This is a genomic window from Peribacillus sp. GL_122, assembly GCF_057835005.1.
On sequence record NZ_CM174415.1, the window covers coordinates 407,501 to 420,134 of the forward strand.

Consider the following 12,634-nt stretch of genomic DNA (forward strand, 5'->3'; position numbering starts at 1 on the left):
GAGGCAAATCCCGTTTCCATTAAGGCGGAGCTGTGATGGCGAGGGAAATATAGTACCGAAGTTCCTGATTCCACGCTGCCAAGAAAAGCCTCTAGTGAGATGTAAGGTGCCCGTACCGCAAACCGACACAGGTAGGCGAGGAGAGAATCCTAAGGTGTGCGAGAGAACTCTCGTTAAGGAACTCGGCAAAATGACCCCGTAACTTCGGGAGAAGGGGTGCTTTTTAGGGTGAATAGCCCAGAAAAGCCGCAGTGAATAGGCCCAGGCGACTGTTTAGCAAAAACACAGGTCTCTGCGAAGCCGCAAGGCGAAGTATAGGGGCTGACACCTGCCCGGTGCTGGAAGGTTAAGGGGAGAGGTTAGCGCAAGCGAAGCTTTGAACCGAAGCCCCAGTAAACGGCGGCCGTAACTATAACGGTCCTAAGGTAGCGAAATTCCTTGTCGGGTAAGTTCCGACCCGCACGAAAGGTGTAACGATCTGGGCACTGTCTCAACGAGAGACTCGGTGAAATTATAGTACCTGTGAAGATGCAGGTTACCCGCGACAGGACGGAAAGACCCCGTGGAGCTTTACTGCAGCCTGATATTGAATTTTGGTACAGCTTGTACAGGATAGGTAGGAGCCTGAGAAGCCGGAGCGCTAGCTTCGGTGGAGGCGTTGGTGGGATACTACCCTGGCTGTATTGAAATTCTAACCCGCGCCCCTTATCGGGGTGGGAGACAGTGTCAGGTGGGCAGTTTGACTGGGGCGGTCGCCTCCTAAAGAGTAACGGAGGCGCCCAAAGGTTCCCTCAGAATGGTTGGAAATCATTCGTAGAGTGTAAAGGCACAAGGGAGCTTGACTGCGAGACCTACAAGTCGAGCAGGGACGAAAGTCGGGCTTAGTGATCCGGTGGTTCCGCATGGAAGGGCCATCGCTCAACGGATAAAAGCTACCCCGGGGATAACAGGCTTATCTCCCCCAAGAGTCCACATCGACGGGGAGGTTTGGCACCTCGATGTCGGCTCATCGCATCCTGGGGCTGTAGTCGGTCCCAAGGGTTGGGCTGTTCGCCCATTAAAGCGGTACGCGAGCTGGGTTCAGAACGTCGTGAGACAGTTCGGTCCCTATCCGTCGCGGGCGCAGGAAATTTGAGAGGAGCTGTCCTTAGTACGAGAGGACCGGGATGGACGCACCGCTGGTGTACCAGTTGTCTTGCCAAAGGCATAGCTGGGTAGCTACGTGCGGACGGGATAAGTGCTGAAAGCATCTAAGCATGAAGCCCCCCTCAAGATGAGATTTCCCATGGCGCAAGCTAGTAAGATCCCTGAAAGATGATCAGGTTGATAGGTCAGAGGTGGAAGCGTGGCGACATGTGGAGCTGACTGATACTAATAGATCGAGGACTTAACCAACGCTTTTTGAAAAATGAAATACCTTCTTATTATTATCTAGTTTTGAAGGAACAACGTTCCTTTCATGTTTGGTGGCGATAGCGAAGAGGTCACACCCGTTCCCATTCCGAACACGGCAGTTAAGCTCTTCAGCGCCGATGGTAGTTGGGGGTTTCCCCCTGTGAGAGTAGGACGCCGCCAAGCCATTTGAAAAGATCAGCCATCCGGCTGGTCTTTTTTTTGTATTGATATACTTTCAGCTTTCAGGGAGAAGTGATGTAGATTAAAATCTAGTTCGGCTTGTAGACTAATCTAGTCGACCTGAAACGAAATGGTTATACCGGCAGACTATTAATTGCAACCAAAATTGGAAAAATCGGCCTGGATCCTATTTAATTCGACCTAACGTTAACACTTGAATTGAAATAATTCATGTGAGTAAGATACGAATATGTACCGATTATGGAGCAATGGTTAATTTCATGAATCAGGCTATAGTAAATCAGAGGGGGAGAAGGGTAGGATAATGAAGGGGATGCATAATTTATGAGCGTAGGGCTTTAACTGAAGACAGGGATATCATAATTTGAGGCATTATGGAATTTTCAATTATGATGAAAACACATTTTTTAAAATGTATTCTTGTCTTTACTTGTTCTTTTCATTATACTAGGAAGAATTTATTGTTGATGAAGAACTTATTAATGCAAGTTGGATGCTAAGGAAGAAGATAGACAAAATAGAATTATGGAAGGGATCGGTATTGTGAGTAAAAAGAGTAAGGAAAAGTTTGAAGTCATCGAGGGCGAGACGATTGATGCATGTTTAGATCGAATTAAAGATGCAGGATACTTTCCTGTAAGGCGGACGGAGGAGCCTATCTTTGCCGAGAGAATTGAGAATGGCAAAGTCCAATATGTGCCAGTTGATCGAAAAATTGTATTCGAAGCAAAATTAATTGAGTAAAACACGAACGATTAATTAATATCATGTAAAAATATTCGATTTTAACTTGACATTAAAATGGCCGGAAGGTAAGATGAAGTTACATTAATACATCTCATATAATCATGGGGATATGGCCCAAAAGTTTCTACCTGATGACCGTAAATCATCGGACTATGAGAAAAGCATCTGACTATTTCGGAAACTAGCCAAGTCTTTTTGCACTTTTTCAAAAAGGCTTTCTTTTCCGGACAGGTTGCTTTCTCGATGAGGAAGCATCCTGTCCGGTTTTTTTATTTACATGTTATAGATAATGAGAAGCGTCCGTCTGCATACTCGGGACGCCATAATATGAGTGTTGGAGGGAAAGATGATATGAAACCGCAAGTTGGGGTTATTATGGGAAGTGTCTCGGATTGGGAAACGATGAAATACGCTTGTGAATCATTGGAACAGCTTGAGATTCCCTATGAAAAAAGAGTCGTTTCCGCCCACCGGACGCCGGATTTACTATTTGAATATGCAGAGAGTGCAAAAGAGAGAGATATTAAAGTGATTATTGCCGGAGCAGGCGGGGCTGCACATCTTCCAGGTATGACCGCCGCTAAAACGATTGTCCCTGTGATAGGCGTGCCAATACAGTCGAAGGCATTAAATGGGATGGATTCGTTATTATCGATTGTTCAAATGCCTGGTGGCGTACCGGTTGCAACGGTTGCGATCGGAAAAGCGGGCGCAGTCAATGCCGGTTTGTTTGCGGCTCAAATATTAGCAGCTTTTGATTCTGACATTGCTGATAGGTTAGAGGCTTTAAGAAACGAAACCAGAGAAAAGGTGTTACAGAGCAGTGAACAACTTAAATAATACAGTCATTTTACCGGGACAGACCATTGGAATAATCGGCGGTGGGCAATTGGGCAGGATGATGGCCTTATCGGCTAAGGCATCGGGCTTTAAGATAGCGGTCCTTGAGCCGACTGCAGAAGGTCCATGTGCTCAAGTGGCGGATATTGAAATCACTGGTGCTTATGATGATATCGAAGCATTGAAAAGATTAGCTGAGGTCAGTGACGTCATAACATACGAGTTTGAAAATATCAGTTCAGCAGCCCTGGATTGGTTAAAGCAACATGCATTTCTTCCACAGGGCTCAGAATTATTAAAGCTGACACAGGGTAGATTGACGGAAAAAAAAGCCATATCTGATGCGGGAGCTTCCGTTGCTCCATATCAGGAAATACAGGATATTTCAGAAATTTACCTTCATATAGAGAAATTAGGGTACCCTAGTGTGTTAAAAACGACGCGGGGCGGTTATGATGGAAAAGGGCAGTTGGTCATTAAGGAAGAAGCTGATATCAAAAAGGCTGAATCCCTGCTCAAAACAGGTAAATGTGTGCTGGAAGCCTGGATTCCTTTCGTAAAAGAAATCTCCATTATCGTGACGCGCAAGGCAAATGGCGAGGCAAGTCATTTTCCGATTGCGGAAAACATTCATATTGAAAACATTCTTCATAAAAGTATTGTTCCCGCCCGTATTAGTCAACAAGCTGAACGGAAAGCTATTAATGAAGCTTTGCAGCTTGCAGAGAAACTTGATTTGGTGGGGACATTGGCAGTCGAGATGTTTTTAACCGCTCAGGATGAGATCATCATTAATGAATTAGCGCCAAGACCTCATAACTCAGGCCATTATACAATGGAAGCATGTGAGACTTCACAGTTCGAACAGCATATAAGGGCTGTATGCAATTGGCCGCTCGGAAATACGGCGTTATTGAAGCCTGTGGTAATGATAAACATCCTTGGTGAGCATATCGGGCCTTTAATGGATGAAATTCCGACGCTTTCAGATTGGAAGGTTCACCTTTACGGTAAGAAAGAAGCCAAGATTAAGCGGAAAATGGGTCATGTGAATATTTTACGTCCAACGATTGAGGAAGCTCTTTTGGAAAGTGATCGAAGCAAAATATGGAATCAACAGGTTGAAACGGAGGAAGTAAAATGATTGAACGTTATACCCGCCCAGAGATGGGAAACATTTGGACAGAAAAGAACCGCTTTAATGCGTGGTTGGAAGTTGAAATCTTAGCTTGTGAAGCATGGTCTGAGCTAGGTGTCATTCCAAAAGAAGATGTGAAGCTTCTTCGTGAAAATGCCACATTCGATGTGGACCGTATCAATGAAATCGAAAAAGATACACGCCACGATGTTGTTGCTTTTACACGGGCGGTTTCTGAAACGTTAGGTGAAGAACGGAAATGGGTCCATTACGGACTGACTTCCACTGATGTGGTGGATACAGCTCTTTCATATGTGATAAAGCAAGCGAATGAGATCCTTGCCAAGGATTTAAATAACTTCGTGGAGATCCTGAAAAATAAAGCGAAAGAACATAAATACACGGTTCAAATGGGGCGTACACATGGAGTTCATGCTGAGCCGACCACTTTTGGGTTGAAACTGGCTCTTTGGTATCAAGAAATGAAACGCAATGTCGAACGTTTTGAAGAAGCAAGAAAGAACATAGAGGTTGGGAAAATCTCTGGAGCTGTCGGAACTTACGCTAATATCGACCCGTTCGTTGAAAAATTCGTTTGTGAAAAGCTTGGCCTTGAAGCAGCGCCAATTTCAACACAAACATTGCAGCGCGATCGCCACGCTCATTATATGAGCACATTGGCTTTAATAGCGACATCAATTGAAAAGTTCGCAGTGGAAATTCGCGGCTTGCAAAAAAGTGAAACACGCGAAGTGGAAGAATTCTTTGCAAAAGGACAAAAAGGATCTTCGGCGATGCCTCATAAACGGAATCCAATCGGTTCTGAAAATATGACGGGCATGGCTCGTGTAATCCGCGGTTACATGATGACAGCATATGAGAATGTGCCATTATGGCATGAACGTGACATTTCCCATTCTTCTGCTGAGCGCATCATCTTGCCGGATGCAACGATCGCATTAAACTACATGCTGAACCGTTTCAGCAACATAGTGAAGAACTTGACCGTTTATCCAGAAAATATGAAACGTAATATGGACCGTACGCTTGGATTGATTTTCTCACAACGTGTACTGCTTTCCCTTATCGATAAAGGACTTGTCCGTGAAGAAGCTTATGATACGGTTCAGCCGAAAGCGATGGAAGCATGGGAGCTTCAGGTTCCATTCAGAAGCTTGATCGAAAAGGATGATAAAATCACAAGCTTGCTTACGAAAGAAGAACTTGATGATTGTTTCGATCCTACACATCACCTGAAAAATGTTGATGTAATCTTTGATCGTTTAGGTTTATAAAAGTGAAGGCGGCAAACATGGCACCTCTAAACGGTGATATGTTTGCCAAGCCTGACCAATGGCAGGAAGATTCATAATATTCACAATGTGGGGGTCTGGACAGATGGAAAAACGAGAATTGTTGTATGAAGGAAAAGCGAAACAGATTTTTGCAACGGACAACAGTGAAATAGTATGGGTGGAATACAAGGATTCGGCAACAGCGTTCAATGGTGAGAAGAAGTCAGAGATAGCCGGAAAAGGTAAGTTGAATAATCAAATTACTAGCTTACTATTTTCAAAGCTTGCCCAAGAAAATATCCCGTCCCATTTTATTGAAATGCTTTCCGACCGGGAGCAGCTAGTAAAGAGGGTATCCATCATTCCGCTTGAAGTCGTTGTCAGAAATACGGCTGCCGGCAGTTTTTCCAAAAGGACTGGCATTGAAGAAGGCCAGCCGCTAAAGAAAACGCTGATTGAGTTCTACTATAAAGACGACGAGCTCGGCGATCCTCTGTTAACGGAAGACCATATTGAAGAATTGGAACTTGCAAGCAAGGAAGATGTAGCGATTTTAAAAGAAAAAGCACAAGAAATCAGTATCGTCTTAACTTCCTTCTTTAAAGAGTTGGACATTAAATTGATTGATTTTAAATTAGAGTTCGGTAAAACCCCGAATGGAGACATTTTGCTGGCAGATGAAATTTCACCTGATACCTGCCGATTATGGGATATTAACACGAACGAAAAGTTAGACAAAGATGTATTCCGCCGTGATTTAGGAAGTTTAACAGATGCTTACGAAAAAATACTAGCAAAGTTGGAGGGCACTCAACATGTATAAGGTTAAGGTATATATCACACTACGCGAAAGTGTACTAGATCCACAGGGAGCAGCAGTGCAACAATCACTTCATAGCTTGACATATAACGAAGTTAGTGATGTTCGAGTGGGGAAATACATTGAACTTACAATTAAAGATACGGATCGTGATTTAGATCAACTTGTGAAGGAAATGTGTGAAAAACTATTGGCCAATACGGTAATTGAAGCTTACCGTTATGATGTTGAGGAGGTTATCACCCAATGAAATTTGCTGTCATAGTTTTCCCTGGTTCCAATTGTGATGTCGATATGTACCATGCGATAAAGGATGCACTGGGGGAAGAAGTGGAGTATGTTTGGCACTCTACAGACAATCTAGATCAGTATGATGGGATTCTCCTTCCAGGAGGTTTCTCTTATGGAGACTATTTACGCTCTGGAGCAATTGCACGATTTTCGAATGTAATGGCCGAAGTCGTAAAAGCTGCACAAGCAGGAAAGCCTGTCTTGGGTGTCTGCAATGGTTTTCAGATTTTACTTGAAGCAGGACTTTTACCTGGAGCGATGCGCCGTAATGAAGGCTTGAAATTCATTTGCCGCAATGTAGGACTGAAGGTTGAAAATAATCAATCGATGTTCACGACAGGATATGAATTAAATGAAACGATTACGATCCCGGTTGCCCATGGTGAAGGGAATTACTACTGCGATAATGAGACATTGGCTGAATTAAAACGAAATAACCGCATCTTGTTCACGTATGATGGTGAAAATCCAAACGGAAGCTTGGAACAGATAGCGGGAATTACAAATGAAAAAGGAAATGTCCTCGGAATGATGCCTCATCCCGAACGTGCTGTTGATTCGCTGCTTGGCAGTAAAGACGGCTTAAAGATTTTTCAATCCATCGTAAAAAACTGGAGGGAATCACATGTTATTACAGCTTGAACCAAGTCCGGAAAAAATTAAATCGGATCGTTTGTACGCAACTATGGGACTATCCGATGATGAATTTGCAATGGTGGAGAAAATCTTAGGCAGACTGCCGAATTATACGGAAACTGGATTGTTTTCGGTTATGTGGTCAGAGCATTGTTCCTACAAAAATTCGAAACCCATCTTAAGGAAGTTCCCGATTACAGGGGAGAAAGTGCTACAAGGTCCTGGTGAAGGTGCAGGTATCGTTGATATCGGTGACGATCAGGCTGTCGTTTTTAAAATTGAAAGTCATAACCACCCTTCGGCAATAGAACCTTATCAAGGTGCTGCTACTGGTGTCGGCGGTATTATCCGTGATGTCTTCTCCATGGGTGCCCGTCCGATTGCGATGTTGAACTCGCTTCGCTTTGGTGAGTTAGACAATGATCGCGTGAAATATTTATTTAAAGAAGTGGTTGCCGGGATTGCAGGATACGGGAATTGTATCGGTATTCCAACTGTCGGCGGAGAAATACAATTTGATCCATCGTATGAGGGGAATCCTCTAGTCAATGCCATGTGTGTAGGATTGATCGATCATAAGGACATTAAAAAAGGCCAAGCGCATGGAGTGGGCAACACAGTGATGTATGTGGGTGCCAAAACTGGACGTGATGGAATTCATGGAGCAACATTTGCATCTGAAGAGCTATCAGAGTCTTCGGAAGAAAAACGGCCTGCCGTACAAGTAGGCGATCCATTCATGGAGAAACTGCTTTTGGAAGCATGCCTTGAATTGATTCAAAATGATGCCCTTGTTGGCATTCAGGATATGGGAGCAGCGGGTCTTACAAGCTCATCTGCCGAGATGGCGAGTAAAGCTGGATCAGGAATAAAAATGAATCTTGATTTGGTACCGCAGCGTGAAACAGGAATGACAGCATATGAAATGATGCTTTCTGAATCACAAGAGCGGATGCTGATCGTTGTAACTAAAGGACGCGAACAGGAAATCGTTGACTTGTTTACGAAATATGACCTAGAAGCGGTTGCTGTTGGAGAAGTAACAGATGACAAAAATCTAACACTTTCCCATCAAGGTGAAATCGTTGCTGAGGTTCCGGTTGATGCATTGGCTGAAGAAGCTCCAATTTATCACAAGCCTTCTGCAGAACCGCAATATTTCCGTGACTTCCAAAGCATGACTGCAGAAGTGCCAGTCATTGGAGATTATAAAGAAACATTGGTATCACTATTGAAGCAACCGACAATTTCGAGTAAGGAATGGGTCTACGACCAATATGATTACATGGTCCGCACGAATACAGTCGTCTCACCTGGATCGGATGCGGCGGTAGTGCGTGTTCGGGGTACGAATAAGGCCCTTGCCATGACGACGGATTGCAACTCCCGCTTTATTTATTTAGATCCTGAAACAGGTGGCAAAATCGCAGTGGCTGAAGCTGCCCGTAACATCATTTGCTCGGGTGCAGAGCCTTTGGCGATTACGGATTGCTTGAATTTTGGGAATCCAGAAAAACCTGAAATATTTTGGCAATTGGAAAAAGCGGCAGACGGTATGAGTGAAGCTTGCAGAAGCTTAAGTACTCCTGTAATTGGCGGAAATGTCTCCCTTTACAATGAAACGAATGGTGAAGCGATTTATCCGACACCTGTAGTTGGGATGGTTGGTCTTGTCAGTGACCTTCAGCACATCACTACACAAACATTTAAAAATGAATCCGATTTGATTTATGTGGTCGGCGAAGCGAAAGTTGAATTTGGAGGCAGTGAATTACAGAAAATGCTTGAGGGTAAAATCTTTGGACGAGCTCCAGAACTTGATTTGGCCATTGAACAAAAACGTCAGCAGCAAATTCTAACTGCAATCCAAAAAGGACTTGTTGCATCAGCCCATGACCTTTCGGAAGGCGGTTTGGCAGTGGCTTTAGCTGAATCTTTATTCGGGGCTAGCAAACTTGGGGCAAAAGTGAATATATCCGGCGAACCGGTATCCGAATTATTCAGTGAAACGCAATCACGATTCTTACTGTCCATCAATCCTGAAAACAAAGCCGCATTTGAGGCACTTGTTGAAGATGCGATATGCATAGGTTCAGTAACTGCTGATAATAAATTAGTTGTGGAGACAAGCAGTGATAGCAAAGTATTGGAAGCGGACGTTGAAGATTTACAAACAGCTTGGAAGGGAGCCATACCATGCTTGCTGAAATAAGAAGCCTAAACGAAGAGTGTGGTGTTGTTGGAGTCTGGGGACATCAGGATGCTGCACAGCTTGCTTACTACGGTTTGCATAGCTTGCAACATCGTGGTCAAGAGGGAGCAGGCATCGTCGTGACGGATGGTGAGCAGATGTCCATCTCTAAGGGCGAAGGACTTGTCACAGAGATATTCACTGCCGAAAAAATGCAGGCACTTTCCGGTACCGGAAAAGCGGCAATCGGCCATGTCCGTTATACAACGGCAGGCGGCGGCGGGTATCAAAATGTTCAGCCTTTCTTGTTCAATTCGCATACAGGAGGGCTGGCTCTTGCCCATAATGGGAATATCGTCAATGCCCATCAGTTAAAAGCACAGCTTGAAGGACAGGGAAGCATTTTTCAAACGACATCTGACACGGAAGTTCTGGCACATCTGATTAAACGCTCCGGCTACTCGGATGTAAGAGATTCCGTGAAGAACAGTTTAAGCATGCTGAAGGGAGCCTATGCCTTTGTCATCATGACCGAAAACCAAATGATCATGGCAAGAGATCCGCATGGCTTCCGTCCACTTTCCTTAGGGAAAATAGGCGATGCATATTTCGCTGCATCAGAAACATGTGCACTTGATATTGTAGGTGCAGAATTCATCCGCGATATTGAGCCGGGTGAACTCGTTATCATTAATGATGAGGGAATCACATCCGAGTACTTTTCGCTTTCCAGTCAACAGGCAATGTGCACGATGGAGTACGTGTATTTCTCCCGTCCGGATAGCAACATTGATGGTATCAATGTCCATACGGCACGAAAAAACCTTGGCAAGCAAATGGCACTGGAAACCAAAATTGAAGCAGATGTAGTTACAGGTGTACCTGATTCCAGCATTTCGGCAGCGATTGGCTATGCTGAAGCTGCAGGCATTCCATATGAAATGGGTTTAATAAAAAATCGGTATGTTGGACGGACGTTCATTCAGCCATCACAAAGTCTGCGTGAACAAGGCGTGAAGATGAAACTATCACCTGTAAGAGGGGTAGTGGAAGGTAAGCGGGTCATAATGGTTGATGATTCAATCGTCCGAGGGACAACGAGCAGAAGGATTGTCCGCATGTTAAAAGATGCCGGAGCTAAAGAAGTTCATGTAGTAATCAGCTCACCACCGATCAAGAATCCATGTTTTTATGGCATAGACACGTCTAAAAAGGAAGAACTGATTGCGAACTCTAAATCGGTGGAGGAAATAAGGGAAATCATCGGTGCTGATTCCTTAACTTTTTTAAGTGTCGAAGGTATGGTCGAAGCAATTGGACGACCGTTTCCTGGAGAAACGCGCGGTTCATGCCTAGCTTGTTTCACCGGAAATTATCCGACTGAAATTTTTGAATACGAACGAGAAAAAACAAAATGTTAATCAAGTCGGCAATGATGATTGATTTTCGGAGGAGGATTTCAAATGGCTAATGCATATAAACAGGCTGGTGTGGATATTGAGGCTGGTTATGAAGCGGTAAATCGAATGAAAAAACATGTAAAGCGCACATTTCGTCCAGAAGTAATGAATGGTCTTGGCGGTTTCGGCGGCATGTTTGATTTATCTTCCTTGAACCTTAAAGAACCTGTGCTCATTTCAGGTACGGATGGAGTGGGTACAAAACTTTTGTTGGCTTTCATGATGGATAAACACGATACAATTGGAGTGGATTGTGTAGCTATGTGCGTCAATGATGTTGTCGTTCAAGGTGCTGCACCTTTATACTTTTTAGATTATATTGCCTGCGGTAAAGCAGATCCTGAACGAATTGAAATGATCGTCAAAGGAATTGCAGATGGCTGTGAGCAGGCGGGCTGTGCTTTAATCGGCGGAGAAACGGCTGAAATGCCTGGCATGTACGAGACGGAAGAATACGATGTTGCAGGTTTTACTGTAGGTGCCGTTGAAAAATCACGTCTAATTACTGGTGAAGCAATCTCGGCGGGTGACGTTGTTATTGGACTCGCTTCAAGCGGCATCCACAGTAATGGGTATTCCCTTGTTCGTAAAATCCTTCTTGAAGACTCAGGTATGGGGCTTCATGACTTCGTACCGGAACTGGATTGCAAGTTGGGAGAGGAATTATTAAAACCGACAAAAATCTATGTGAAGTCCGTTTTATCGACGTTGGAAAAATTTGAAGTTAATGGTCTTGCCCATATCACTGGTGGGGGATTCATCGAGAATATTCCGCGGATTCTTCCTGAAGGATGCGGTGTTGAAATCGAGCTCGGAAGCTGGGAAATTCCAACTATATTCTCATTCCTTGAAGAAAAAGGGAACCTTGTAAAAGAGGAAATGTTCAATATCTTCAATATGGGAATCGGAATGACGGCCGTCGTGAAAAAAGAAGTGGCATCCGATGTGCTAGCCCACCTACGTTCTTGCGGTGAAGAAGCCTCAGTTATTGGAACGGTTGTGGATGGAAATGGAGTGTCGTTCAAATAATGAAACGCCTTGCTGTCTTTGCATCAGGTAACGGTAGTAATTTTCAATCAATTGCTGAAGCAATAAAAAGTGGAAAGCTAGAGGCGGAAATCTGTCTTGTCGTTTGCGATCGTGAAGACGCATATGTGCTTGAGAGAGCTAAGCTTGAGAAGATTGATTCTTTCTCCTTTTCAGCGAAGAATTACTCGAACAAGACTGAGTATGAATCGGAAATCCTCGAAAAACTTCGCCAGTATGAGATAGAATTTATCATTCTGGCTGGTTATATGCGTTTGATCGGTCCGACATTATTACAAAAGTATTCACAGAGGATTGTGAACATCCACCCTTCACTTCTGCCTAGTTTTCCAGGCAAGGATGCAATTGGCCAGGCTTTTGACGCCGGAGTGAAGGAAACGGGGGTAACGGTTCATTATGTCGATGATGGAATGGACACAGGACCGGTCATTGCCCAAAAGGCAGTGCCAATTCTTGAGGGGGATACGAAAGACATCCTTCAAAAAAGGATTCAGGAAATGGAGCATGACTTGTATCCGTCAGTTTTGCAGGATCTATGCCACAAGAAACTTACTTAATGGAGGGACCAACATA

General features: G+C 44.1%; 11 protein-coding genes, 2 rRNA genes and 1 riboswitch (1 of these 14 only partly in view). All 13 genes read left to right on the forward strand.

Features of this window, described 5'->3' with window-relative positions; genetic code table 11:
• A 23S ribosomal RNA gene (locus AC3ISB_RS01990) occupies positions 1–1,395 on the forward strand (it extends 1,538 nt beyond the left edge of the window).
• A 67-nt stretch (positions 1,396–1,462) separates the two neighbouring features.
• Positions 1,463–1,578: ribosomal RNA gene (gene rrf, locus AC3ISB_RS01995) — 5S ribosomal RNA — on the forward strand.
• Positions 1,579–2,139: 561 nt separating this feature from the next.
• Positions 2,140–2,340: an NETI motif-containing protein gene (locus AC3ISB_RS02000; RefSeq protein WP_098370631.1), complete on the forward strand. Its 201-nt coding sequence runs from the start codon at positions 2,140–2,142 to the stop codon at positions 2,338–2,340.
• Between the two features lie 74 nt (positions 2,341–2,414).
• A riboswitch (purine riboswitch) is annotated at positions 2,415–2,516 on the forward strand.
• Positions 2,517–2,694: 178 nt separating this feature from the next.
• Positions 2,695–3,183 (forward strand): 5-(carboxyamino)imidazole ribonucleotide mutase, encoded by a 489-nt coding sequence (gene purE, locus AC3ISB_RS02005; RefSeq protein WP_098370632.1) that lies wholly within the window; start codon positions 2,695–2,697, stop codon positions 3,181–3,183.
• The gene (purK, locus tag AC3ISB_RS02010; protein WP_489275415.1) at positions 3,167–4,327 is read left to right on the forward strand and encodes a 5-(carboxyamino)imidazole ribonucleotide synthase; all 1,161 of its coding nucleotides are present in this window, start codon (positions 3,167–3,169) and stop codon (positions 4,325–4,327) included. The genes purE and purK overlap by 17 nt, the downstream gene beginning before the upstream one ends.
• A complete protein-coding gene (purB, locus tag AC3ISB_RS02015; RefSeq protein WP_034306123.1) occupies positions 4,324–5,616 on the forward strand; it encodes an adenylosuccinate lyase in 1,293 nt (430 codons plus the stop codon). Before purK ends, purB begins: the two co-directional genes overlap by 4 nt.
• Positions 5,617–5,719: 103 nt before the next feature.
• Positions 5,720–6,439, forward strand: a complete 720-nt coding sequence (gene purC / locus AC3ISB_RS02020) for a phosphoribosylaminoimidazolesuccinocarboxamide synthase (RefSeq protein ID WP_098370357.1) — start codon at positions 5,720–5,722, stop codon at positions 6,437–6,439.
• The gene (gene purS, locus AC3ISB_RS02025) at positions 6,432–6,686 is read left to right on the forward strand and encodes a phosphoribosylformylglycinamidine synthase subunit PurS (protein ID WP_034306118.1); all 255 of its coding nucleotides are present in this window, start codon (positions 6,432–6,434) and stop codon (positions 6,684–6,686) included. Before purC ends, purS begins: the two co-directional genes overlap by 8 nt.
• On the forward strand, positions 6,683–7,369 hold the full coding sequence (gene purQ, locus AC3ISB_RS02030) for a phosphoribosylformylglycinamidine synthase subunit PurQ (protein WP_144529650.1): 687 nt from the start codon (positions 6,683–6,685) through the stop codon (positions 7,367–7,369). The genes purS and purQ overlap by 4 nt, the downstream gene beginning before the upstream one ends.
• Complete coding sequence (gene purL / locus AC3ISB_RS02035) at positions 7,353–9,575, forward strand: phosphoribosylformylglycinamidine synthase subunit PurL (RefSeq protein ID WP_098370359.1); 2,223 nt, start codon at positions 7,353–7,355, stop codon at positions 9,573–9,575. Before purQ ends, purL begins: the two co-directional genes overlap by 17 nt.
• On the forward strand, positions 9,560–10,975 hold the full coding sequence (gene purF / locus AC3ISB_RS02040) for an amidophosphoribosyltransferase (protein WP_489275419.1): 1,416 nt from the start codon (positions 9,560–9,562) through the stop codon (positions 10,973–10,975). Before purL ends, purF begins: the two co-directional genes overlap by 16 nt.
• Before the next feature lie 42 nt (positions 10,976–11,017).
• Positions 11,018–12,043 (forward strand): phosphoribosylformylglycinamidine cyclo-ligase, encoded by a 1,026-nt coding sequence (purM, locus tag AC3ISB_RS02045; RefSeq protein ID WP_098370360.1) that lies wholly within the window; start codon positions 11,018–11,020, stop codon positions 12,041–12,043.
• On the forward strand, positions 12,043–12,618 hold the full coding sequence (gene purN / locus AC3ISB_RS02050; RefSeq protein ID WP_144529652.1) for a phosphoribosylglycinamide formyltransferase: 576 nt from the start codon (positions 12,043–12,045) through the stop codon (positions 12,616–12,618). Before purM ends, purN begins: the two co-directional genes overlap by 1 nt.
• Positions 12,619–12,634 lie beyond the last annotated feature (16 nt).